At 61.0% G+C, this 23018-nt stretch carries 21 protein-coding genes; 12 read left to right on the top strand and 9 right to left on the bottom strand.

Going from position 1 to position 23018, the window contains the following annotated elements:
- Positions 1-24 precede the first annotated feature (24 nt).
- The 4 genes from NKH43_RS17685 to NKH43_RS17670 are packed head-to-tail and all read right to left on the bottom strand — an operon-like array spanning position 25 to position 6321.
- Positions 25-1221 (bottom strand): gluzincin family metallopeptidase, encoded by a 1197-nt coding sequence (locus tag NKH43_RS17685; RefSeq protein WP_023716889.1) that lies wholly within the window; start codon positions 1219-1221, stop codon positions 25-27.
- Between the two features lie 53 nt (positions 1222-1274).
- The gene (locus tag NKH43_RS17680; protein ID WP_023716890.1) at positions 1275-2063 is read right to left on the bottom strand and encodes a TfuA-like protein; all 789 of its coding nucleotides are present in this window, start codon (positions 2061-2063) and stop codon (positions 1275-1277) included.
- Positions 2064-2065: 2 nt separating this feature from the next.
- Entirely contained in the window at positions 2066-3298 is a 1233-nt protein-coding gene (locus NKH43_RS17675; protein ID WP_352859191.1) for a YcaO-like family protein, read from the bottom strand.
- Positions 3295-6321 carry an ATP-binding protein gene (locus NKH43_RS17670; protein WP_031193359.1) on the bottom strand — a complete coding sequence of 1009 codons (3027 nt, stop codon included), beginning with the start codon at positions 6319-6321 and terminating at the stop codon, positions 3295-3297. The genes NKH43_RS17675 and NKH43_RS17670 overlap by 4 nt, the downstream gene beginning before the upstream one ends.
- Before the next feature lie 650 nt (positions 6322-6971).
- Between NKH43_RS17670 and fabI the strand changes: the two genes are divergently transcribed.
- Both fabI and NKH43_RS17660 read left to right on the top strand, forming a co-directional pair.
- The gene (fabI, locus tag NKH43_RS17665) at positions 6972-7790 is read left to right on the top strand and encodes an enoyl-ACP reductase FabI (protein ID WP_352589000.1); all 819 of its coding nucleotides are present in this window, start codon (positions 6972-6974) and stop codon (positions 7788-7790) included.
- A 31-nt stretch (positions 7791-7821) separates the two neighbouring features.
- Positions 7822-8409, top strand: a complete 588-nt coding sequence (locus NKH43_RS17660; RefSeq protein ID WP_352483722.1) for a histidine phosphatase family protein — start codon at positions 7822-7824, stop codon at positions 8407-8409.
- A 76-nt stretch (positions 8410-8485) separates the two neighbouring features.
- Here the strand turns inward: NKH43_RS17660 and NKH43_RS17655 are convergent, their stop codons facing one another.
- Positions 8486-9388, bottom strand: coding sequence for an AfsR/SARP family transcriptional regulator (locus NKH43_RS17655; protein WP_352859190.1), 903 nt, complete (start codon positions 9386-9388; stop codon positions 8486-8488).
- Positions 9389-9759: 371 nt separating this feature from the next.
- Here NKH43_RS17655 and NKH43_RS17650 point away from each other — a divergent pair, with 371 nt between their 5' ends.
- The 3 genes from NKH43_RS17650 (at position 9760) to NKH43_RS17640 (ending at position 13918) form a co-directional block, all read left to right on the top strand.
- Positions 9760-10470: an N-acetylmuramoyl-L-alanine amidase gene (locus NKH43_RS17650; protein WP_023716896.1), complete on the top strand. Its 711-nt coding sequence runs from the start codon at positions 9760-9762 to the stop codon at positions 10468-10470.
- Between the two features lie 169 nt (positions 10471-10639).
- Positions 10640-11851 (top strand): YcaO-like family protein, encoded by a 1212-nt coding sequence (locus NKH43_RS17645; protein ID WP_352859189.1) that lies wholly within the window; start codon positions 10640-10642, stop codon positions 11849-11851.
- A 24-nt stretch (positions 11852-11875) separates the two neighbouring features.
- Positions 11876-13918: an AfsR/SARP family transcriptional regulator gene (locus NKH43_RS17640; RefSeq protein ID WP_352859187.1), complete on the top strand. Its 2043-nt coding sequence runs from the start codon at positions 11876-11878 to the stop codon at positions 13916-13918.
- 22 nt (positions 13919-13940) lie between these two features.
- On the opposite strand, the gene NKH43_RS17635 is transcribed toward NKH43_RS17640, so the two are convergent.
- A complete protein-coding gene (locus NKH43_RS17635; protein ID WP_031193363.1) occupies positions 13941-14408 on the bottom strand; it encodes a hypothetical protein in 468 nt (155 codons plus the stop codon).
- A gap of 99 nt (positions 14409-14507) precedes the next feature.
- On the opposite strand from NKH43_RS17635, the gene NKH43_RS17630 reads away from it, so the two are divergent.
- A complete protein-coding gene (locus tag NKH43_RS17630; protein WP_352859185.1) occupies positions 14508-16289 on the top strand; it encodes a hypothetical protein in 1782 nt (593 codons plus the stop codon).
- Positions 16290-16375: 86 nt separating this feature from the next.
- On the opposite strand, the gene NKH43_RS17625 is transcribed toward NKH43_RS17630, so the two are convergent.
- Positions 16376-16639, bottom strand: a complete 264-nt coding sequence (locus NKH43_RS17625; protein ID WP_023716902.1) for a DUF1344 domain-containing protein — start codon at positions 16637-16639, stop codon at positions 16376-16378.
- A gap of 15 nt (positions 16640-16654) precedes the next feature.
- Entirely contained in the window at positions 16655-16879 is a 225-nt protein-coding gene (locus NKH43_RS17620) for a hypothetical protein (protein ID WP_352494383.1), read from the bottom strand.
- 37 nt (positions 16880-16916) lie between these two features.
- On the opposite strand from NKH43_RS17620, the gene aroC reads away from it, so the two are divergent.
- Both aroC and ribB read left to right on the top strand, forming a co-directional pair.
- Positions 16917-18032 carry a chorismate synthase gene (aroC, locus tag NKH43_RS17615; RefSeq protein WP_352589006.1) on the top strand — a complete coding sequence of 372 codons (1116 nt, stop codon included), beginning with the start codon at positions 16917-16919 and terminating at the stop codon, positions 18030-18032.
- A 138-nt stretch (positions 18033-18170) separates the two neighbouring features.
- Positions 18171-19271, top strand: a complete 1101-nt coding sequence (ribB, locus tag NKH43_RS17610) for a 3,4-dihydroxy-2-butanone-4-phosphate synthase (protein ID WP_023716904.1) — start codon at positions 18171-18173, stop codon at positions 19269-19271.
- Positions 19272-19329: 58 nt separating this feature from the next.
- On the opposite strand, the gene NKH43_RS17605 is transcribed toward ribB, so the two are convergent.
- Positions 19330-20553, bottom strand: a complete 1224-nt coding sequence (locus tag NKH43_RS17605; RefSeq protein WP_352483719.1) for an MFS transporter — start codon at positions 20551-20553, stop codon at positions 19330-19332.
- A gap of 118 nt (positions 20554-20671) precedes the next feature.
- Between NKH43_RS17605 and NKH43_RS17600 the strand changes: the two genes are divergently transcribed.
- The 4 genes from NKH43_RS17600 (at position 20672) to NKH43_RS17585 (ending at position 23012) form a co-directional block, all read left to right on the top strand.
- Positions 20672-21325, top strand: coding sequence for a TetR/AcrR family transcriptional regulator (locus tag NKH43_RS17600; protein WP_352483718.1), 654 nt, complete (start codon positions 20672-20674; stop codon positions 21323-21325).
- A gap of 131 nt (positions 21326-21456) precedes the next feature.
- Positions 21457-22383 (top strand): histone deacetylase family protein, encoded by a 927-nt coding sequence (locus NKH43_RS17595; RefSeq protein WP_352483717.1) that lies wholly within the window; start codon positions 21457-21459, stop codon positions 22381-22383.
- 3 nt (positions 22384-22386) lie between these two features.
- On the top strand, positions 22387-22638 hold the full coding sequence (locus NKH43_RS17590) for an exodeoxyribonuclease VII small subunit (RefSeq protein ID WP_023716907.1): 252 nt from the start codon (positions 22387-22389) through the stop codon (positions 22636-22638).
- A gap of 107 nt (positions 22639-22745) precedes the next feature.
- Positions 22746-23012: a DUF2277 domain-containing protein gene (locus tag NKH43_RS17585; RefSeq protein WP_023716908.1), complete on the top strand. Its 267-nt coding sequence runs from the start codon at positions 22746-22748 to the stop codon at positions 23010-23012.
- The last annotated feature ends 6 nt before the right edge of the window (positions 23013-23018 follow it).

The raw sequence follows: 23018 nt of genomic DNA, 5'->3' as shown, positions 1-23018 counted from the left end.
GTGACTTTGGCATCCCTTTCTCCTTCAAAAAATCTCGCGCCAGGCGAAGTTGTCGACAAGGCTGTCAGCGAAGCGGCGCGCACGCCCGCTTTCGCAGGCAACAACCATCGCCTCGGCTGCTTCGCGATAGTCCAGTGCATGCGGATCAAGCTCTTCCCACGACCGCACCAGGATCTCGCCCACTAGGTCGCGGGCTTCTTCCAATGCCGATTTCAATGCGAAGAGGCGGCCGTCATTGGCGGCGAGTGAAACCGAAAGCAGGTCTTCGACCTCTTCTTCGGAAAGCTCACTCCTGAGATCACGAAAGTCACGCGGATCCAGATCGGACAGCCCGCGTTCGAACAGCAGCACCTGGTAGATCTCGATAAGGATGTCGAAGAGTGCGCCCGCGAAGGGCTTGGAAAGGTCATGCACTTCCGTGCTGACGTCGCTCATCCGCAGCGAGTGGCTGAACCGTCGGACCTGCTTTTCGTCGGAGAGCTCGCCGAAGCGGTCCAGTTCGTTGTTGATCAGGAGGTTGCCGCGCGTGCGCCGCAAAAGCAAATCCAGCGCAGTATCGAAGTGCAGGAGCGAGATCAGCGCGATGAAATCGGCCACTGCCTCGTGGTAGGCGAAGTATTCATGCGGCGGATCGAAACGGGGAACTCCCATGACGCCGAAAATCACCAGATGCCCGATCTCGTGTGCAACAGCATCGAAGTTGAGCGCGAAGGGCTGCGTGGTTCCGCGGGCCTCATCGATCCCCATCTCCAGAAAGCCGTAACCCGACTGGGCGTTGTCCCAGTTCAGCCGCGGCACAATCTCGAGACGCGGATAGGTCGGTTCGAAGAACCAGGGAATCTCGCGCCCCACATAGCTCTCGCAGATGTCGAGCACCCGCCGCACGCAAGCGTAGGCATGCGCCGCCTCGAACTCCGGTGTGCCCAGCGGAATGTTGTCGAAGTGCCCGTCTGGGCCGGCTACCGCAGGCGGCCTGAGGGCACCGGCGTAAGGAGGCAGGTAAGGAAACTGGTATGGCTGCTTTTCAAGCAACGGGTCGATCACATACATCCGTCGGTCGGCTGGCCCGGGGCCGATCGCGTCAGGCGGCGTGGAGACCCAAATCATCTCGGGCCGTTCGTAACCCTGAATGAAAGGAGGTTGGGGAAAAACAAGAAAGCGTGTTCCAAGGCGCGAAGCCGCGGATCCAATACCCGACTGCCATCTTGCACTGGCGCCCATGCAGGCAGTCCCACCCCTCTCCTGAAAGGACAGTCTGAAGTATTCCTGTTAGATCAAAATCCATCCCGTTCCGCAAGAACAGACCCAATGTCGTCGTCCCACAGCCCGGCCGCGCCGAGGTCATAGGCCCAAGCTTCGGTCAGGGTGAAAGGCGGGGTCATCGGCGCATGCGCCAGAAGTTCAGGGCAGCATGCAAGTTTCGCCAGCAAGCCGGTTGCGTCTTCGCGTTTGCGGTCGATCGCCGATCGGGGGAGCCAGTCAGCAAGCCGATCCAGGGCCGTTGCGGATTTGCTGGGCAGAGAAGATCGCGCCTCCGCGAGCAGCCTCGGATAGCTGCGATCGACGAAGTGCGTGTCCCGCGCCAGCACTTCCAGAGATCGCCTTTCCACGGCGTTGATGATGCCTGCTCGCAATGCCCGCTTTAGCGTAAGGCGTATGTTGATAAGCGCTTCGCTCAGGGCCGCCGCGCCGAGTTCAGTAGGACACATCGCTACCGCGACTTCATCGTCGTCGGCGAGCGGCGTCAACGCGTACCATCGGTAGATGAAGCCATGGCCCTGCATGCCGAACGCCGCCAGTTCAGCGGCGCGGAGCGCGCCCATGCTTGCCGCCCCGAACACCGGAATTCCGTTTCCCAACGCCCACAGGATTTCCTTGTGACGAACTGCCGGTACCTTCCCGAACGAACCGTCGATGAGGATTATCGCTTTCGGTTGATAGGCTCTCATTGCGCGGACGATCGAACCCTGTTCGGCGGGCGGTAGATAAACGGCGTCGAGGATGGCTGCCGCTTGGGCACGCGGCAGTGTCGGTCCGAGGAAAATGACCGGCTTGTCCGCCATCCCTATCCTCTGATGAGGTCTTTGAGCGGAGGGGCGACGAGACGGACAATCTCGATATCGGGATCCGTGCTGCTATGGAGCGGCACGACAAGGGCCGCCTGCGCTCCGGCGCGCCTTAGCGATGTGAGAACGGCGTCGAGCTTGCTGGCGCCTGAGGTCGGTCCGACGCTATCGGCGGGAAGCGTGGTGGCGTTCCCTGGCACCCGGAACGAGCGTCGACGCGTGTCCAGGTCCACTCGGTCGTACCACTCGGGATAAGCGGCACGTGTAATATCTTCACGGGCACCGGCGAGCGCGGTTACCCGGGCCTGTGCCGCCTCCATCAGTGCCTTGGCCAAGGCGCCATCATGGGTAAAGTCGCACGCAAACCCCTCGCCCGGCAGCGGCGCAATCTCCTGATGCGCTTCCGATTCCATTACGGCGCAGCGAAAGACCGGCAAATCATGATCGCCTGGGACGAGCCATATTCCGGCAACGAGATCCGCGGCTGCGAGGCTTGCCAGAATTCGCGACGAACGCGGACCGCCAATACGGGCGGGGTCGATACGAATTTCCGGAAAGGAACGTGGATACCGCTTGGCTCCTGCGATGCTCGCGCGCTCGATGATTTCTAGCGCTGCATGGGTGATCGCGGAAACTAGCGTTTGCCCGGCGGCGAGTCCGCGCGTGGATCGGGGAAACGCCACGGGATGCGGGGACGGAAGCGTGTAGATGGTATCGACCAGGGGGAGAGGAACTGGCAGCACCCGGCCGGTGAAAATATCATAACCGTCGGTCCACTGGAGTTGCAGTTGATCCCAGCCGGCGTCGAAGTCATGGACTCGGCAGCCGGCATAGAGGGCCCGAATCTCTTCTCCCAGAACGCGCGCGCTTGCGATCCTGATGCGCTCATGCGAGACCTGCTCCGCTGCCCATCCTTCGAGCGCTTCCATCAGTGCCCCGGCCGCTGCCTCTATGAGGGTTTCACCCTTGCCCTGGGAGACAGCGTTGGAGAGCGACAATGGCCGCACGGCTTGAGCAACCGCCACGCCGGCGCGATCAAGGCGGGTCAACGATCCGATCCGCGTTATGCCAAAACGTCTCCGGACGGAGAAAAGCCCGCGGGCGAGCTTCTCGGTGGCTGCGGAGTCTGTGCACTGGGCATCGCCAAGGGCGGAGAGTTCGCGGTCGAGCCTAAGACCGATCTCATTCGCAGGAATGGCAAGCGCCTGCGCAAAGCCGGTGTCGGACTTCACAGCCGGAGCCGATCGAGGTCCAGCCGCACGCGTGACGCCAGGGGTGCGGCCCGCTGTTCGGTGCTGACTTCGAGCGCTCGACGAAGGTCGGCCATCACCGCCTCCTGCGATTCGCCAAGGGTATGACGGAGCACACCGCGCTGCCGTAGCAACTCAGCAAGCCAGAACACTTGCCCACTGCTGGTCGAAGCCGCGATGATGCTATCCAGTATCGACAAGGCCTCGTCGTTGCGTCCAGCGCGTTCTAACAACTCCGAACGCATGCCCTCAAAAACGGGGGCACCCTCGTAGGTCGCGATCTCGCGCCAGCGTGTCAGCTCGGTTTCGAATGCCACTACGCCAGCTGCCGCGTCCCCGCTCATACCCTGCGCCCAGGCACGGAACAGCGCCGCCTTGGCGAGTACACCCGGCGTTGCCCGCCCGAGTTCTCCGATCCTTTCGGAGACCGCAATCACACCGGGATGGTCGTTTCGATATCGTTTCAGCTCGATCTCGAACTCCAGTGCATGCAACATGCTGTTCGGATGATTGATGTGCTCGGCCCATCGTTTGGCAGCGATTATACTTTCGGAAGCCCCATTGTCGTCGCCTACGAACCACAGGGAGAACGCACGTTCGCCCAGGCCGCAGACCTTGGCGTCATGACCTCCGTAACGGCCGCGGTTGAAACATGCGCGATCCTCGTCGTAAAGAACGAGACCCTGCTCGACGCATTTTAGGCAGTGCGAATGCAGCCCGGCATCAATGTTGGTCGCCCATGCGCAATGCAGCGACTGAAGCCGGACCTCAGGATCTGCAGAGCCTTCAAGGTCCTGCACGAGGATGTCGGATCTTGCGCGCTGTGTCTGGTAGTCGGGCGCAGTGAACCACCAACCCCAGTAAAGCGGGAACCATTCTGCACGATCCCGATCCTTAACCGTGGCGCACAGCGATACGCCGCGCTCATAGATCGCACGCGCTTGCTTGCTGCCTCTACCGAAAAGCGCTGCAACGACCGGCCCGCGAACTGTGAGGAGGCGAAGCAGCTGCTCATTCGACTCGGCATTCCTGCCGGCCTGAGCGAGTTGTTTCTCAGCGAAATCCAGCAGGTTTTCTGCCTCCTGCATTGCTGACCGAACATCGCAAGCCTCTGCCGCCTGAATAGCGTGGCGCGCCGCCTGCACAGGCTGTCCGGCCTGCCCGAAATGCCATGCCATCGTCTCGTCGGAGAGCGGCGGAACAACACCTGATTGAATGAGATTTACAACGCTTGTGTGGATTTCCTGCCGCTCGGATTTCAGGAGGCTTTCGTAGGCCGCTTCCTGGATCAGCACGTGGCGGAAGCGAATTTCCATACCGCCAGACTTCCGACGGACAATCCCGGCTTGGACAAGACCTTCGATTGCTTCGTCCAGAGGTATGGCAAGAGGCCCAAGTTCAAGCACACAAGCCAGCAGTTTCCGTCGGAACTGTCGCCCTAGGACGCTTGCGATTTGGGCGACACGTCTCAATGGCCCCAAGCTGGCGAGGCGGGCTGCGAGAAGATCCCGGAGATCCAGAATGCTATCCGCACGAAGCAACGCCTCCAATCCGGCCCGATCTGGCAAGCCAGCCTTCGCTCGTTCACGGATCCAAAGCGCCAGCTGTTCGGCAAACAGGGGCACGCCATCGCTCTTCTCGTAGATAAAGGCGACCAGTTCATCTGGTGGCGAATAATCCTCCCAGATCGTGCTGAGCAGCTCCGCGGTAGCTTGAGCAGTCAGGCCAGACAAGGCGACGGCAAGCACGTTTGGATCGCCGAAACCGTCCGGCGCGATAGCCTCGCGCGACGTTACTGCGGCAAGAATCGGCCGTGTTTCGATCCACCGGCTCAGCTTGGCGACAAGTGCTTTGGTGAGCGTGTCTGCCCAGTGAACGTCCTCGATTATCAGGAGGAGCGGTCCAAGAACGGACGGCGACGTCAGAAGTGACAGCATGGCCTCGACAACACGCGCCCTGATCTCCTCGTTCGAGAGATCGACCTGCCAGGCTTGGCCAGCGCCCCCCTCCGTCTCGCCCGCGACAAGGAATGTGATGATCTCGGCATTCAACGCGCCAAGTTCCGAGCCATGTGACCGCAGGTAGCGCGTGACCGCATCCCGATCCGGGTCGGCGTTGCCGGTCGCGTCTGCGATTGCCTTTCTGAGAGGTTCTAGAAACGGGTGCAGCGGTTCCGAATTGCCGCGCGGCTGACATTGAAACACCAGGGTCCGCACACCCTTAGCGGCAAGATCACGGCGGAACTCGGCGATCAGCCGGGATTTTCCGATCCCGGGGTCGCCATGGAGAAGAATGAACTGGCCATTGCCGTTTGCGGCTCTAACCCAACGCCGGCCACACAATTCAAGCTCGTCTTCGCGACCGATTAGCGGCGCGGAAACGCGCCGATACGCTGTGAAGCGGTCGAACTGCTGCCGGCGAGTTAATGGCCGCCACAAAAGTACCGGTTCGCCAAATCCTTTCAGGTGCCTTGGACCGATCTCCTCGAATTCGAACGCGCCCATGGTAAGCCGATAGGTGGCTTCTGCGACAGCAACACTGTTCGGCGCTGCTTCGGACTGGATGCGCGCAGCCAGTGCCGGCGCGACGCCAATAATCTCGGTGGCGCCCGGAAGGTTCGTTTTCGAAGCGTCAGCGATGACGACCACACCTGTGGTGATGCCGACCCTTACCTTGAGGCTGGATTCGGACTGTCTCGCCAGTTTCTCGCACCACTCGACAATTTCGATTGCCGACGCGACCGCACATTCGGCGGCATCTTCCCTGGACTCGGGAAAGCCGAAATAGGCGCAGCCGCCGTCGCCATGAACCCGCTCGAGGTAGCCATTGTAGTCGCTGATCAATGCAGCCGCTCCATTGTGGAGCGAACGTTGCATAGCGCCGAATTCTTCGGGGTCCAGCTGATTTAGCAGAGTGGTCGAACCAACAATGTCATAGTACAGCGCGGTCACATGCCTGCGCTCCCCTGCAAGCGACCCGGTCTGAACTCGTTCCCTGGTGGTCATCGGACGTCCTGCAACACGCTGAGAGAGCCACGCGGCTTTCTCGGATGTTATCGAAGCTCCATCGTGAGCACTAAGGCTTAGAATAGTCCCATTGGCAACGGCATAATGGGTTCCTAGCCCACCCGTCTGCTATCCGTTCGCAATCCAGTCGTGATCATCAACGCGGGCTTTCAGTTCGCTGCAACGACAGGAATGGGGTGCCTCTAGCCTAACAGGAGTGTCGGCTGGAGGAGCGCGCGTGCGGTCCACGTTTGGCGCAATCACGTCTCCAGCGCGCTCACTGGCAACGTCCGCTTCCGGGATAGGGCCGCGTCTCCGGAATGTCTTAGATTAGGCTCAAACCGGTCGTCCACAGCTCAAATCATGAAGTCGGCTTGGGGTCATGAGCGTGACTTCGGCCGCTGGCCAACGAAACTTCCGCCAAAGGGTCATCTTCCGCCGTGCCACACGGACACCAAGTGTCGTATTTTTTCACTGGCCCACGACCGCAAGGTCAAAGCGCTACAGCGTCCTTTGCACGTCCAAAGGACGCGCGGCACTGCTGAGCAACCGCTTTGTCCCCCGAACTGTCCGCTTTGAACGCTTGAAGGGGCACTGTGGCTGTGCGATAGGCACTCCACAAAGTAGAGAACCTTGCGGAGAGCGCTGACATGGCGGGTGGACGGGGCCTTATGGCCGGCAAGCGCGGCCTTATCCTTGGCATCGCCAACAATCGCTCGATCGCTTACGGCATCGCCAAGGCCTGTGTCGACCATGGCGCCGAGATCGCGCTGACCTATCAGGGCGAGGCGTTCAAGAAACGCGTCGAGCCGCTTGCGGCGGAACTGGGCGCGCATGTCGCCGGCCATTGCGACGTGACCGACCCGGCCAGCCTCGATGCGGTGTTCGCCGATATCGCCAGTCATTGGGGCAAGCTCGATTTCCTCGTCCACGCCATCGCCTTCTCCGACAAGGACGAGCTGACCGGCCGCTATGTCGAGACGACGCGCGACAATTTCCTGCGCACCATGGATATTTCGGTCTATTCCTTCACCACCATCGCCAAACGTGCCGAGCCTTTGATGACCGATGGCGGCTCGCTGCTGACGCTGACCTATTACGGCGCGGAAAAGGTGATGCCGCACTACAACGTCATGGGTGTCGCCAAGGCGGCACTCGAGGCCAGCGTGCGCTATCTGGCCGTCGACCTCGGCGCCAAGAAGATCCGCGTCAACGCGATCTCCGCCGGCCCGATCAAGACGCTTGCCGCATCCGGCATCGGCGACTTCCGCTACATCCTGAAGTGGAACGAATACAATTCGCCGTTGAAGCAGACGGTCACGCAGGAGGAGGTTGGCGATTCCGGCGTCTATTTCCTGTCCGACCTTTCGCGCGGCGTCACCGGCGAGATCCATCATGTCGATTCCGGCTATCATGTTGTCGGCATGAAGGCGGTCGACGCGCCGGATATTTCGACGGTCAAGGACTGACGCCACCGCCTGACCTCTTCCGGAAGACCTGATGTACCCGCTCGTCTATATCGTGCGCCACGGCCAGACGGCGTGGAACGCCGAGGCCCGGCTGCAGGGGCAGGCCGATACCGACCTCAACGAGCTTGGCCGCGAGCAGGCTAGCCGCAACGGGCGTAGGCTGGCCGACCTCATCGACAGGCCCGAAGATTTCGACTTTGTCGCCAGCCCGATGCGGCGCACGCGCGAGACGATGGAGCGCCTGCGCGCGGCGATGAAGCTCGATCCGCACGCCTATCGTACCGAGCCGCTACTCGTAGAATTGAGCTTTGGCGACTGGCAGGGTTTCACCTTTGCCGAACTCGAGGCGAACAATCCCGGTTCGACCAGGCAACGCCGCCTCGATAAATGGAATTTCCAGCCGCCCGGCGAGGGCGCCGAAAGCTATCAGATGCTGCTCGAACGGGTGAAGCCGTGGTTCGACGCGCTCGATCGCCAGACGGTCTGCGTGACCCATGGTGGCGTCATGCGCGCGCTGTTCCGCTTCGTGCTGGGGATGTCCGAACAAGATGCGGTCAGCATGGAAGTGCCGCAGGACCGCCTGCTCAGGCTGGACGGCTGGCGCCTGGAGTGGCTTTAGTCGTGAGCTTTCGAGAGATTGAAGCAGAATGCGATCTCGCGCTGAATCGGCGACAGAGGCGCGTAGGCGAAGTTGATCACGCCGGGATCGTCGCTGGCCTGAGAACCGGGACAAACCGTTCTCGACCGGCCCTGACATATTGCCCAACAGGTCCGGTCTCACGCGCAAGGCGCGCGAAGAGCAACTGGATGAGGGCACGCAGCTCAGGCGAAGGTGTGCTACCGCATGATGCGCGAAGTGTCCGCTCGTAGCAGGAGTAATCCTCGATCGCGCCAGCAACATCGTCTTGGGCGATGTCGCCCTGAATGAGCGCCTTGTAGATTCTCACAGAGTCGGGGTAAAAATCGAGCGCCCGCAAATAGATAGTCCGGGCTTTCCCAGGATCGTTGCGAGCCTCGCAGTGCTTGCCGATGCGGATCGCGAGTTCGATCACGTCGCGGCGCACGCGTTCAGCGGCCGGCAAGCACCAGGCGGCAATACGCTCGTGCAGAAAGAGAGGCCCCGCGAACAGGAGGAAGAGCCGCTCCAGCTCCGGTTCAGTCACGGCATTCGAGGCCAGAGCCCGTTTGAGGCGCGCCTCCCAATCGGCCAAATCCACCCAAACCCTGTCTGCGGCGAGGCGCAGCTTGCCCTCCCTCTGAATCACCAGGTCCGTCTGGCCGAGCAATTTGCGCAGACGGTGGAGCGCCTGATCGCAGGCAGCCTTCGCCTGGTCGCCGTCAAGGTCGGGCCAGAGCCAGTCCTGCAGGCCTTCGAGCGGGCAGACTTGGCCCTGGGAGATGGCCAAGGCACGAAGAATGTCGAGGGCCCGCGTCGGTGGCTTGGCGCCAAGGTCCAGTGCCGAACCGTCACGTTCAAGCCGGAACCCGCCGAGAACATACACCTTGATCGGCCAAGACAAGCTTGCCGGACGCCGCAGGGACGCAGCCAGCTGGTGGTTGCGGGTCATGGACCGGCAAAACTCGAACTGAGCATTCATCTGCTATCTCCCCACTGGCGTGCCGGATTCGCGAGCGTTCCAATCCGGACGCAGCACGATCGTCTGGGTCGGCGAGACATGCCGGATCCTCGGGTGTTGCGGCGGTTCCGGTAGCCAAAAGTGACGGTTGGCCACAACACGATGATGTTTACGAGTTCATCCACGGCATCGCTCCTCACCAAGGGATCGGGAGAACATCGGGTTCGCCTCCAGATCGGGATATGCACCGATTTGAACCGGGTCGTCGTAAGTTGCTCGTGAGCAGCACGTGATTGGCAGTCGACGCGCGGCAGACGGCTGCGAGCGGGGGAATCACGCTGCCTTCACGCGTGGCGCAGACAAAGGTGGTCTCGACCCTGGGATAACGGACGATGAACGATCCGAGATTTTTTCTCTTTGATTTGCCAAGGTCGGGACGACCTGCACCATTCAGAATTCCGGAGGAATATTATCCCGGCGTACGGGATCACTGGTATAATGCGACGTCCCGTCGAGCGGTCGATCCGATCGAAGGAATCAGGGCGCTGGTCATCCACGCGGCGGCAGGGCTAAGTTCGGCGGGCGCCATGTCCGTCATGAAAGCGCACAGGGCCAGTTGGCATTGGCTGATTCCTGGCACGGACGAAGAGCCGCATGGCAAGTTCGCATGGGCCTGTGTGCCGGAGGCAAGCGCCGCCCTCCACGTGCGAGACCATCGGTCGTATCCTGCGGTGAACGCTGGCCAGGCCAAAGTCGATGACTGGAGCCTCGCAATCCAGATAGTCAATTCGCGGAGCCGCGATGTCGTGGAGCCATTCTCGGACTGGCAGGTGGAGATTGCCGCTGAAATCGTGCGCTACTGTTGGGCGAAGTACCCAAATTTGAAACACATCGCATCGCATGCCTTGCTGGACCCTGATCGATGCAGCGATCCAGGTGCCCACTTTCCGTGGAAACGGTTCCGCGATCTCGTGCTCGACGGTGCCGGCGACACCTACCCAGCTCTGCGTACCCCCGCTGGGGTGCCGATGGAATTGCTGCCCGCCCTGCACGATGTCGCCACCTGCTGCGCGGGCTGGGATTTGCTGCCTGTGGACGACTAATCGGGCCGCACCGCCCACCGATCGCCCGTGTTGCGCATTAGACCTGCACGCGCGAAGATGCCACATCGTCTGTCGAGGCAAGCAGCCGGTTATCCGGCGCCCGGTTGGCCGATATGGTTGGCAAGCCTGCAACGGGCATTCTGCTGGGGCGCTCAGCGATGGAGGGCACGTGGCCACGGTTGCTTCGGGTTCGCTTGAAACTCCACACGAGCTCGATCCGATATCACGAGAAAATCGGATAGCGATCGCGCGGTTGGCGACGAAGCTTCGTCTTATTACTCGACTGCCTCATCCGGACGCACCTGGTGCCGCGATATATGTGGCGCAAGCGCATCCCCATGAACACGGCGAGGAGTTCCGCGACTTTCAGCCTGTCGGAGTCGCGGGCTGCGATTGGCGTTCCGAGCGGGCATTCGAAGCCTGCATCGGCGAAGCAGCCGAATATCTTTCCCAGCTCGAGTACCCGGAGGACCGAAATCCTGGGGCCGAAACGGCCGGTCGGCGCATTGATGCCTTCGATCACTATCTTGCCGGCGTCACCGAAACCGGAGGCGAGCGCCTGTGGCTAGCCGGGCATCAGGTCGGCTCATCGGAACCGGTGGCTTTGCCGGGCGAACTTTGCGTCCGCCGCGCAAGCGGCAATGGTGTTTTGCCGTACAGGCTCGGTAACGGCGTCGCGGCGGGAAGAACCCTTATAGAGGCGGCAAACCGTGCAATATGGGAACTAGTCGAGCGCGATGCCGTCGCGAGATGGTGGCACGGCGACCAGGTGGCGCATGCGATTGGCGAAGATGTATTGCGGGATAGCGGACTCCCGGACCTGCTCTCCCGATACCGGTCGGGAAAGACGACCCGGACGTGTGGCTGGGTCGATATCCGCGCAGCTGTTGACATTCCGGTCATCGCTGCCTTTTCGTTTTCTCGTGACGGGAGCGATTTCGCTTGCGGTTTCGCAGCACGGCCGAACATGGCCGATGCTGTCCACGCCGCAACGAAAGAGATGGTGCAGATGGAAATCGGACATCATCTGGTACGAGCCAAGCAACAGGTGCACGGTTTCGAGAAGCTCAATCAGGATGACCTCGCCTATATTGCGCGAAGCCAGCGGGTCACCCCCGATCATCCAAAGCTTAAAGCTGCTCCCGTCGGCTCGAAGAGTTCGTCCTTAGAAGGCAGCGACGAATTACTCCTCCTCGACAATACGCGCCAGGCACTCCTCCGTGCTGACTGTACGGCCTTTATCGTGGACCTGACGCGCGATCGCATTGGCATTCCGGTCGCCCGCGCTCTTGCCACAGGCCTGCAGCAGATTCCCCCAGGCGACGTGTTGCAATTCGACTCCGTGGGTAGGTGCATCAACTTCAACATTCCGGTACTGTAAGGCGTTTGCTGTAATCAGAGTCCCATGGACCAATATAGCCGGGCAGCATCGCGGAGCAGTGAAACGCCAAGCTTCCGTATTGAGACGCTTGGCATCTTCCGTATGTCTCATGGCGCCGTGAATTGCACCTTCAAGAGCCGTAAGGCACAGGCGCTCTTTGCCTACCTCGCATTTTGCAAGAACATGATTGAAAGCCGGGAGCGCCTCGCCGGCCTTTTGTGGGGCGAAAACAGTGAGGAAGCCGCGCGCACCTCCCTGCGTCAGCTAATCAGTGGGATAAAGAAGGACACGAATCAGTTTCCAATACAGATATTCGACTGCGATCGGAACAATGTTTGGTTGCAGCCGATCCATGTATCAAGCGACGCGGCGACCCACATCGCCGATCTCGAACAGAATATCGTGCCCGAAGTGATGATCACGCAGAAGCGGCTGTTCGGGGGCTTTCTCGTCAATTTGAGGGACATTGATCCCAGCTTCGATATGTGGCTCTCGGTCCAGCGCGAATATCTCCACGACAGGGCCGTTAAGCTCCTCCAGGACCAGGCCCGGCGCGAGCAGAACGATGCCAAGCGGGAGAGGTTCGCCACCGCCATCCACAATCTGGACCCGACGCATGAGGAAGCCTGCCGTATCCTCATGCAGTGCCGTGCCTCACGTGGCGACACGGCGGGAGCGCTTCGCATCTACAACGACCTGTGGGAATTGCTCGGCACCGACTATGACATGGAGCCGTCACCGCAAACCCAGGCGCTGGTTGCGGAGATAAAGACGGCGGAACCTCTTCCCGCGCCTCCCAGCCACGTCCCGCAACTCGCCCCCGCTGTTCCGGCAGCAGCGCAGCTGTTCGACGGTGTAGGAATCGCCGCTCAGGCGCGCGCTGAACCCCCACTGATCCTGGTTCATCCATTCTTGCACGAGGCGGTTCATGCCATCCGTATCAATGGCTTCCGCCACGAATTGATCGCAGCCATGACACGGTTCCGGGACTGGTCGGTGAGGGAGCATTCGGCCTCCGACGATGCTCTCCCGCCAAGCGGCCGCAAGGTCTATGACTTGCTTGCCACTGCAACCGGCGAGGACGGTGAATTGCACATCGCCGTGCTGCTGCGTCGCAGGTCTGACGGCCACTACATGTGGAGCGAGAACTCGGAGATCGAGATCGGCAACTGGCATCGCGCCAGACTGCAGATCGTCCGGCACCTGGCCGCAGCGCTCGATGTTCAGATCTCGGCAGAGCGTTTGAGCACGACGGCGGGCCTCGCCGATATGGATCTCGACATCTACGACCGCTGGCTACGTGGTAATGAGCTTCTTTCGCGGTGGCGTCCGGCCGACGAGAGCCGGTCCGAGGGGATATTCCGGTCGATCATACGGAATGCTCCCGATTTCGCGCCCGCTCATGCCAGTCTGGCGCAGATCCTCAACAGCAGACATCTCATCTTCCCCGGCCTCATGCGGGATAGAAAGCGGGAACAGGAGGCCCTCAAACTTGCAAACATGGCTTCCAAGCTCGCGCCGATGGATAGCCGGACCAAGCTCACTCTGGCCTGGTCCTATCTTATGAACGAAAAGTACGAGCAAGCGATCTATTGCTATGGGCTGACGCTCAAAATGAACGACAACGATCCTTGGACGCTGATCTCATGTGCGCAGGGCCTTGCCTATTGCGGCGAGAAGGCGCTCGCAGACGAGATCGCACAAAGGGCGCTGCGGGTAGGATATGGCGCCGAACCCGTTCATTGGGCCTACCACGCCTGTATTCGCTTTCTCTTCGGCAACAGCGAGGGCGCGGTGGAAGCAGCCGATCTTGCCGAGGATGCGACCTTCTTTGTCGGCGGCTTGAAAGCGGCGGCGCTGGCCGAGCTTGGCTTGAAAGAGGCGGCTCTTGAAGAGGCGGCAGCGTTCTTCCGCCGTACCGCGGACAACTGGCATGGCGACGGTCCTGCTTCGCCGAAAGCCACGCTCGAATGGTTCTGGCAATGCCTCCCGATCCGCCTGATGGCGGACCGGGAGAGGCTACATTCAGGAATTCTGGCGACCGGGTTGCTCGACCTGGCTGGTTAGCGTTCCACCCACCGTTTTTCGCTCACCGGCAGCCACGCATCGTATAGTCGGCAACCCGCGCATAGAAAAAGCGCAACTGAGTGATCACGCGCTTGTCCTCGTCGCGTCCGCCCGGCTCGAAATCCTTGTAAAGCGCCGGAAGCGGATAGACGTCGTCTTCAACATTAGCTTTGACGATCTGCTCCGACTCCGTTACCTGGCCCTTCGGTGGCAACCGCAGGAGAAACTCGTAGTTACCTTCGATATGGTCGTCGCCCCGTACCACCGTGAGCGTCTTGAAGACGTCCGGTATCGTCAGGAGGTCCTTAAACGCCTCCCGCAACTCATCGATGGTTGTGGGCCAAGAGTCTCTGTCTTGCTGCGCCCATTCGACCAACTTCTTCCCGACAGCCTCGTAATCCTTGAAGATGGCACCTGTCTCGTCGCCATGTCTACCGAACTGAATCGGCGGGTATTTTCGATCTGGTGAACCGATATCTGGTCCCGGCATGCTTCCCTCCTTTGGTAGCGTCTTCACGCACGGGCAGTAGACCGCTAACGTCAAATACCCGCAAGGGCGATTAACTCACATCGTCAGCGTGAAAGCTTCGTGAAAATTTCACGTGACACCGCCAGAAGACAAAATCGGCTTCACGTTTTACATATCTCCTTTCCGCTAATCGGGGCTCAAGACGGTATTAAGCTTTTTGAGGGGATGGTCGGCATGAACGATATTGGTCGTCTGGGTTTTGCTTGGAGACGACTTTCTCGCCAACTGTGGTCAGTCCGGCTCGCGCCGGTTCGTGGAGTGCTGGTCGGGCTTGCGGTGTTGTTGTCTTCCGCAGGTGCGCCCGATGCCGGCGAAGGTAAGGCGCCGCTTCAAGACCATCCGGAGCGGCGTGGCTTGGGTGTCAAGTTGGCGGGAAAAAGCTCGACGAATACTGAAGCGACACCTGGGCGCGACGCTGGCGCCGCTCCCACCATCGAGTGGGGACGGTCGCTTTTCGTGCGAAAGGCGGCCCTTCTGAACAAAATTTCCTTCACCGCCGTGATGGACCAACTCGTGGCGTCGAGCGGGGGCAAGATCGCCGACCGAAACGAGCTGTTCCGGAACTGGTGGAAAACGGCTGCTGGCGACGAATGCGAAGAACTGCGGCCGAAGCAGCCGAATGGTGGCCCGCCGTTTTCCTACGACTGTTCGCGAGCCGAAGGGATGCTCAAGGACAAGGATCCCTACAAGGAGTTCGGCGTTGGCAAAACTCCATTCATCATCATTGCCGCCGTGAATCGGGTCGATCTGCTGCGTGATTCGCTTGGCGGCGATTGCGGCGAGTTTCGCATCATAGCGGGAAAGCATCCGGATTGGGAAAATCCGGCTGCTCCCGATCGAATCCACGGCGAGATGCTGATCGCCTTCGAGGCAGTCATGCCCAATGGGGGGAAGCCGGAGCGCTGCATGGCAATCCAGAAGTTCTGGCTATCCCTTTCGGAAAAGCGGTTCTCGGACGAGGAAGTCGCGATTTGGCTGCGCAGGTTTTTCCTGGAGGGAATAACGCTCGCGGAGGACGGCAGCGTTGTTGACGGCGATGCGGTCGGTCCGACGACGTTTCAGCTGCCTCCGGCCATGCATGTCGACCATCTCGGCGCGTCGGAATCAAGCACCGGTCAGATCCGGACGAACTCGAAGCTACATGGGGGACAATGGGGGCTCCGTGAGTACCGTTTCGACAAGCCTTCGATGCGCCTGCTTCCCACGCGTACAACAGGTTCCCCTGAGCCCACTCTTTTTTCCAAAAATTCCCCGGACCCCGAAGCAACGAACAAGCTCGTTGAGCTAGTGGCAAAGTCTATTCGCACCGATGGTTCTGCGCCTGGTCCTCTGCTTGATCCCAACATTAACAGCTTCCATTTGTTGCCAAGCCTGCCCGAGCACCTGCTCGCGGCGGAAATGAACGCTGAAGATCGTTCACTCGGCGACTACGCGAAAATACTCGACGCTGAAGGACATCCCGACCTCATTGGTGAGATCGAAGGTGGTGCTACGAGAACTCTGACAGCGGAACAAATCCGAAAGCGGATTCAGTCCCTCTCCTGCGCGGGTTGCCATCAGTTTTCCAGAACGGGCAACGGCGGCTTCACCGACGACTTCAAACGCGAGGTCTGTTGGCAAATTTCCTTCGAGAACAAACACGTCACCACCGAATCAACGGATGGTGAGTACGAAATATCGGATGCTTTGAAGTTCGTCTTTCTACCGCATCGGGAATTTGTAATGCGGAAGTACCTGGCGGGAAAATATATAAAAGGAGTGTACTGGCCGGGAAACGATCCGAAGAAGGAAGACATGAGCAACGATGCGCAAGCAGCCTCGATCGGTCTGCCCCACTGCTAGAAAACCATCTGCTATCACGCGGAATGAATCCCGTTGGATATCTGTGCGGCTCCCCACGCATCGCGTAAGAAGCTTCGCAAAAGACTCTACTCGGTCGATCCGGTGTCCGGCAGTTCCATGTCGGTGACGACGTTCTCGCCATTCGTCACGTCATACGCGAGGACGATGTCCATGCCCGGTTTCAGCGCATCGAGATCGGTTTCGGCGTTCAGCTTGTAGGACTTGCCGTCGTCCAGCGTCAGCGTCAGCGCGTCCTTGTCGACCTTCTTGATCAGGCCTTCGGTCTGGCCGGCGAAGGCGGCGGTGGAAATCAACAGCGTGGCGGCAACAGCGCCAATCAGGATACGCATCATCGTCCTCTTTAATCATTGCCGGTACAGCGGCTCGGTCCAACGGAACGGAACTGAGCAGAAACCAATCGAATGTGTCAAAACTAAATCCGCCGGATCACAGTTTGACCACTGTGGAAAACGCCAATAGAAGGCAAGCTGCAGCGCCGCGTCCTCCTGGGCGCGCAACGAACGCTGTAGCACTTTTGATTTTTTTTGCGCATGATCCTTTCCGAAAATCGCGCCGATTTTCGAGGTCATGCGCTAGGCCGGCTCCGACGCCGGCAGGGCTGGTTCCATGTCGCACAACACGTTCGGCCATCTCTTCCGCGTCACCACCTGGGGCGAAAGCCACGGGCCGGCGCTGGGCTGCGTCGTCGATGGCTGTCCGCCCGGCATCCGCTTCACTCGCGACGAGATCCAGGCCGAACTCGACAAGCGTCGCCCCGGCCAGTCACGTTTTGTGACCCAGCGTCGCGAACCTGACGAGGTCAAGGTCCTGTCCGGCTTTATTGTCGATGAGGACGGGGAGACGATGATCACCACCGGCACGCCGGTGTCGATGCTGATCGAGAATGTCGACCAGCGCTCCAAGGACTATGGCGACATCGCCCGCCAGTTCCGGCCGGGCCATGCCGACTACACTTACGAGGTCAAATACGGCCTGCGCGATTACCGCGGCGGCGGCCGCTCCTCGGCGCGTGAGACTGCGGCGCGAGTGGCGGCCGGGGCGCTTGCCCGCAAAATCGTGCCAGGCATGGTGGTGCGCGGCGCGCTGGTGTCGATGGGCGAAAGATCGATCGATCGCGCCAACTGGAACTGGAATTTCGTCGGTGACGCCGAAAACCCGTTCTTCACTCCCGATCCGGCGTCGGTCGCCGTCTTCACCAAATATCTGGACGGTATCCGCAAGGCGGGCTCCTCGGTCGGTGCGGTCATCGAGATCGTCGCCGACGGCGTGCCGGCGGGGCTTGGCGCGCCGATCTATGCCAAGCTCGACCAGGACATCGCCTCCGGCCTGATGTCTATCAACGCCGTCAAGGGCGTCGAGATCGGCAACGGTTTCGAGGCCGCCCGCATCACCGGCGAGGAGAATGCCGACGAGATGCGCATGGGCAATGACGGCAAACCGGTCTTCCTGTCCAACAATGCCGGCGGCATCCTCGGTGGCATCTCGACCGGCCAGGCGATCGTCGCGCGTTTCGCCGTCAAGCCGACCTCGTCGATCCTGACGCCGCGAAAGTCGATCGACAAGGACGGCAACGACGTCGAGATCATGACCAAGGGCCGGCACGATCCATGCGTCGGCATCCGCGCCGTGCCGATCGGCGAGGCGATGGTTGCCTGCGCCATTGCCGATCATTATCTGCGGCATCGGGGACAGACAGGGAGGGGAGTAGGGAGTAGGGAGTAGGGGGGTAGGGGAGTAGGGGAGTAGGGGAGTAGGGGAGTAGGTTATGCAGCTCCCGCGACAGCAATTTTTTCCTTTTCCCTACTCCCGTACTGCCCTACTCCCTTACTCCCCTATTCCCTGCGAGTGAAACGAGCGTCCATGCCTTACGACCAGAAGAAGATCGTTGAAGCCCTGCGCGCCTTCGAGCGCGGCGAGATCGTCGTCGTCATGGACGATGACGGGCGCGAGAACGAGGGCGACCTGATCGTCGCCGCCGTCCATTGCACGCCGGAAAAGATGGCGTTCATCGTCCGCAACACGTCAGGCATCGTCTGCACGCCGATGCCGCGCGAGGAAGCCAAGCGGCTCAACCTGTCGCCGATGGTGGCCGACAATGATTCTGCCCACACCACTGCCTTTACCGTCAGCGTCGACTTCAAGCACGGCACCACGACTGGCATTTCGGCGGACGACCGCACGCTGACGGTGCGCAATCTCGCCAATGGCAATGTCGGCGCGTCCGATTTCGTGCGCCCCGGCCACATCTTTCCGCTGATCGCGCGCGAGGGCGGCGTACTGATGCGTTCGGGCCATACCGAAGCCGCTGTCGACCTTTGCAAGCTCGCCGGCCTGCCGCCGGTCGGCGTCATTTCCGAGCTGGTCAACGATGACGGCACCGTGATGCGCGGCCCGCAGGTGCAGGCCTTCGCCGAAAAGCACGGGTTGAAGCAGATCTCGGTTGCCGACCTCATCGCCTACCGGCAACGCAAGGAAACGCTGGTCGAACGCGTCGCCTGTTCCGACATCGAGACGCCCGGCGGCAAGGCGCAGGTCTTTACCTATACGCTGCCCTGGGATTCCATGCATCACGTGGCGGTCGTCTTCGGCGATATCCGCGACGGCGTCGAGGTGCCGGTGCGCCTTCATTCCGAGGACGTGGTGAGTGACGTCTTCGGCACCAGCCACAGGCTGGACGCCATCATGAAGGCGATGGGTGAGCGCAAGCGCGGCGTCATCGTCTATCTGCGCGAAGGGTCGGTCGGCGTCGCCCATCAGGAGCGCAAGCGGCCGGCTGCCGGCGACCGCGAGGACCATGAAGAGGCGCGCCGGCGCGAGAACGAATGGCGCGAGATCGGCCTCGGCGCGCAAATCCTCAAGGATCTCGGCATTTCCTCGATCAATCTGATCGCCTCGCGCGAGCGCCATTATGTCGGCCTCGAAGGTTTTGGCATCCACATCGCCAAGACCGAGATTCTTTGACCGTTCTCACGATGCTGGTATGCGTCCGGCCCCCGCCTCGGGCCGGACGCACCGGAAGCTATTCCGCAGCGACCGCAGCAGCGTCGCAGGCTGCAATGTCGCAATCCGGCGCGGCAAGGCTGCGCTGGCCGGCAAGCACGATGACCAATGCGATTGTGCCCGACGCCACCGATACCCAGAACCCGTTCTGCGCGCCGAAAGCGTCCACCACCCAGCCGGCGGCGAATGAGCCGAGCGCCATGCCGATGCCAATACCGGTCATCACCCAGGTCACGCCTTCGGTCAGCACCGCCTCGGGCACGCGCCGCTCGATCAGACCGAATGCCGTGATGAAGGTCGGCGAGATCGCCACGCCGCTGACGAAGACGGCCAGTGCCAGCAGCGGCACGGTGTCGGCGACGAGCAGCGGCAGCGTGGTAAGCGCAATGATGGCGATTGCGATGGCAAGTTGAATTTGCAGCGGCACTTTCAGGTTCAGGGCGCCGATAATGATGCCGACGACGAACGATCCGAGCGCGTAGACGCCGATAACGAAGCTGGCGGCGCCCGGCTGGCCAAGCTCCTTGGTGATCGCCACTGTGCTCACCTCCGTGGTTGCAAAGGTCGCGCCAATGAAGATCAGCGCCAAGGTGAGGATCTGGACAGGCCGCAGGCGGATTGCCGAACCGCCCGAACCATGTTCCACCGGTCTGGCTCGCGGTTCGGTCGAACGCTGCAGGATGAAAGCCGTCGAACCGAGGGCGAGGAACAATGTGCTCGCGAGCACTCCCGCTTCCGGGAAAAGCGCGACGCTCAGCCCCACCGACAGCGATGCCCCGGCGATGTAGACCAGTTCGTCCGCCGCCGATTCAAAGGCGAACGCGGTGTTCAGCTCGGGACGGTTGCGGAAGATCTCAGTCCAGCGCGCGCGCACCATTGCCGGGATGCTGGGCATGACAGCAGCCAGCAGCGATGACACGAACAGCGTCCATATCGGCCAATGCTGATTGGCCGCCGCAATCAGGATCGCGAAAGCGAGCGTGGAAATCACGGTGGTCGGCACCACAATCCGCGTCTGGCCGAGGCGATCCACCAGTCGCGATACCTGTGGCGCGACGAAAGCGTTGGCAAGCGCATATGTCGCGGAGACAGCGCCGGCCAGCCAGTATTCGCCATCAGTCTGTGACAGCATCGCAACGATCCCGATCGGAGCCATGGCCATCGGCAGCCGGGCAACGAACCCGGCTGCGGCGAAGCCTATGGCGCCAGGCGCGCGAAAGATCTGGGTATAGGGATTTTGCATGGTCTGGCTCCTCGACAACGGACGGTTCGACGATTACATACGTAACGTATGAGTTTAAATAGATCATACGCCGCGTATGTCAATTGGCATACGAAGCGTATGTTAATAGGGCCACAGCATGCACAGACCACGCAAGGAGATGATTGCCGAGACCCGCGCCAAGCTGATTGCCGCGGCACGCCAGGCCTTCGGGACGCTCGGCTATGCCGAAGCCTCGATGGATGATTTCACGGCATCGGCCGGGCTGACGCGCGGTGCGCTCTATCATCACTTCGGCGACAAGAAGGGCCTTCTCCAGGCGGTCATCGCCGAGATCGACGCCGAAATGTCGGCCCGGCTGAAGGTCGTTTCGGCCAAGCCGGACAATCTCTGGCAGGGCTTTGTCGACGAATGCACCGCCTATATTGAGATGGCGCTGGAGCCGGAGATCCAGCGTATTGTGCTTCGCGACGGCCCGGCGGTGCTCGGCGATCCATCGCAATGGCCAAGCCAGAGCACATGCATCCGCTCGATGACGGAGAGCCTGCAAAGACTGAGCGACGAGGGGACCATTCTTGCCATCGATCCCGAAGCCGCGGCAAGGCTGGTCAGCGGCGCCTCGTTGCATGCGGCGCAGTGGATCGCAAATTCGAACGATCCCGAAGCGACGTCGAAGAAGGCAGTGAAGGCGTTCAAGGTTCTTCTGGAAGGGCTGCTCAATCTCACCGGCAGGCTGCACCAGCCTGATCGACTATCGTCGATGCACCCCGAGATTGACCAGTCACCGGCCTGAGGTTGTTCTTTCCAGCAATCTGGCGGCTCGCGCTGGAACCAGCCGGCCCCGCCCGCTTAAACCCTGTTGAACATCACACCAGCGAGACGCTAAAACATGGCCAAAGCGTCGAGGCGCGCCTATATCGGGGCATGGTCACGAGACTTTACACCCATCCGATTTTCCTCGAGCACATAACCCCGCCCGGTCACCCGGAGCGGCCAGACCGTTTGCGCGCCATAGAGCGTGTGCTTGACGACGAGGCCTTCGCGGCGCTCGATCGCGTCCAGGCGCCGGAAGGCGACGAGGCAACCATCCTTTACGCGCATCCGCCCGAATTCGTCGAACGTGTCCGCACAGCGATACCGGACACCGGCATCGCCCGTATCGACGCCGATACCACCGCCAGCCCAAAGAGCTGGCAGGCGGCCGTGACTGCGATCGGGGCTGCCAACGCTGCTGTTGACGACGTCTTCACCGGCCGTGCCGACAATGTCTTCGTCGCCGCACGGCCGCCTGGCCATCATGCCGAAAAGACCACCTCCATGGGTTTTTGCCTGTTCAACACCGCGGCGATCGCGGCACGCTACGCGCAGAAGAACCATGGCGCCGACCGCGTTGCCGTCGTCGACTGGGATGTGCATCATGGCAACGGCACGCAGGACATCTTCTGGGACGATCCGTCCGTGCTCTATTGCTCGACGCACCAGATGCCGCTTTACCCCGGCACCGGGGCCGTGAGCGAAACCGGCGCCGGCAACATCGTCAACGCGCCGCTGGCGCCGCAGAGCGGCAGCGATGTTTTCCGCGACGCCTTTCTGTCGCGCATCCTGCCGGCGCTCGACAATTTTGTGCCCGATCTTATCATCATCTCCGCCGGTTTCGACGCCCACCACCGCGATCCGCTGGCCGAGATCAACCTGACCGAGGATGATTTCGACTGGGCGACCGGTCAGTTGCTCGAACGCGCCGGGCGCCTTAGCGGCAATCGGGTCGTCAGCCTGCTCGAGGGCGGCTACGATCTGCAGGGATTGGCATTTTCAGTCGCCGCCCATGTCGGGCGGCTGATGAAGGGATAGACGATGGCTGGTGAGATCAACGAGGACGTCAAGGCGATGAGCTTCGAGCAGGCGCTCGACGCGCTAGAGAGGATCGTCGACGATCTGGAGCGCGGCGACGTGCCGCTCGACCAGTCGATCCGCATCTACGAGCGCGGCGAGGCGCTGAAGGCCCATTGCGACCGGCTGTTGAAGGCGGCCGAGGACAAGGTCGAGAAAATCAGGCTGTCGCGTGACGGCAAGCCGGTGGGGACAGAGCCGTTGGACGCGGATTGAGGCGGCCTCGAACGACGATTGTGCTTGCCGGCTTTGGACATCACCATGATTGAGGATAAAACTCATCCCGTTTGAAACGGCTCCAGGACGAGAGGAGATTGCGAACGATGTGCAGAAACATCAAAACCCTGTTCAATTTCGATCCGCCGGCAACCAATGACGAGGTCCGCGATGCCGCACTTCAGTTTGTCCGCAAGCTGAGCGGAACGACGCGACCGTCAAAACAGAACCAGCATGCGTTCGACCATGCCGTCGAGGCCATTGCCGCCTCGGCGCGCGAATTGCTCGACAGCCTCGAGACGACGCAGCATCCGCGCAATCGCGAAGAGGTGGCGGCCAAGGCGAAGGCCAAATCTGCACTTCGCTTCGCCTGAGGGGAC

Source organism: Mesorhizobium sp. M1163 (genome assembly GCF_040318415.1).
In the GTDB taxonomy this organism is placed as follows: Bacteria; Pseudomonadota; Alphaproteobacteria; order Rhizobiales; family Rhizobiaceae; genus Mesorhizobium.
Note: the sequence above shows the minus strand (reverse complement) of the source record. Positions and strands in the feature narration are given on the sequence as shown.

Excerpts from the sequence above, each read along its gene's own strand:
- NKH43_RS17685 (WP_023716889.1), bottom strand. The coding sequence starts at position 1,221 with ATGGGCGCCAGTGCAAGATGGCAGTCGGGTATTGGATCCGCGGCTTCG.
- NKH43_RS17680 (WP_023716890.1), bottom strand. The coding sequence starts at position 2,063 with ATGGCGGACAAGCCGGTCATTTTCCTCGGACCGACACTGCCGCGTGCC.
- NKH43_RS17670 (WP_031193359.1), bottom strand. The coding sequence starts at position 6,321 with ATGACCACCAGGGAACGAGTTCAGACCGGGTCGCTTGCAGGGGAGCGC.
- fabI (WP_352589000.1), top strand. The coding sequence starts at position 6,972 with ATGGCGGGTGGACGGGGCCTTATGGCCGGCAAGCGCGGCCTTATCCTT.
- NKH43_RS17660 (WP_352483722.1), top strand. The coding sequence starts at position 7,822 with ATGTACCCGCTCGTCTATATCGTGCGCCACGGCCAGACGGCGTGGAAC.
- NKH43_RS17655 (WP_352859190.1), bottom strand. The coding sequence starts at position 9,388 with ATGAATGCTCAGTTCGAGTTTTGCCGGTCCATGACCCGCAACCACCAG.
- NKH43_RS17650 (WP_023716896.1), top strand. The coding sequence starts at position 9,760 with ATGAACGATCCGAGATTTTTTCTCTTTGATTTGCCAAGGTCGGGACGA.
- NKH43_RS17640 (WP_352859187.1), top strand. The coding sequence starts at position 11,876 with ATGGACCAATATAGCCGGGCAGCATCGCGGAGCAGTGAAACGCCAAGC.
- NKH43_RS17635 (WP_031193363.1), bottom strand. The coding sequence starts at position 14,408 with ATGCCGGGACCAGATATCGGTTCACCAGATCGAAAATACCCGCCGATT.
- NKH43_RS17625 (WP_023716902.1), bottom strand. The coding sequence starts at position 16,639 with ATGCGTATCCTGATTGGCGCTGTTGCCGCCACGCTGTTGATTTCCACC.
- NKH43_RS17620 (WP_352494383.1), bottom strand. The coding sequence starts at position 16,879 with ATGACCTCGAAAATCGGCGCGATTTTCGGAAAGGATCATGCGCAAAAA.
- aroC (WP_352589006.1), top strand. The coding sequence starts at position 16,917 with ATGTCGCACAACACGTTCGGCCATCTCTTCCGCGTCACCACCTGGGGC.
- ribB (WP_023716904.1), top strand. The coding sequence starts at position 18,171 with ATGCCTTACGACCAGAAGAAGATCGTTGAAGCCCTGCGCGCCTTCGAG.
- NKH43_RS17605 (WP_352483719.1), bottom strand. The coding sequence starts at position 20,553 with ATGCAAAATCCCTATACCCAGATCTTTCGCGCGCCTGGCGCCATAGGC.
- NKH43_RS17600 (WP_352483718.1), top strand. The coding sequence starts at position 20,672 with ATGCACAGACCACGCAAGGAGATGATTGCCGAGACCCGCGCCAAGCTG.
- NKH43_RS17595 (WP_352483717.1), top strand. The coding sequence starts at position 21,457 with ATGGTCACGAGACTTTACACCCATCCGATTTTCCTCGAGCACATAACC.
- NKH43_RS17590 (WP_023716907.1), top strand. The coding sequence starts at position 22,387 with ATGGCTGGTGAGATCAACGAGGACGTCAAGGCGATGAGCTTCGAGCAG.
- NKH43_RS17585 (WP_023716908.1), top strand. The coding sequence starts at position 22,746 with ATGTGCAGAAACATCAAAACCCTGTTCAATTTCGATCCGCCGGCAACC.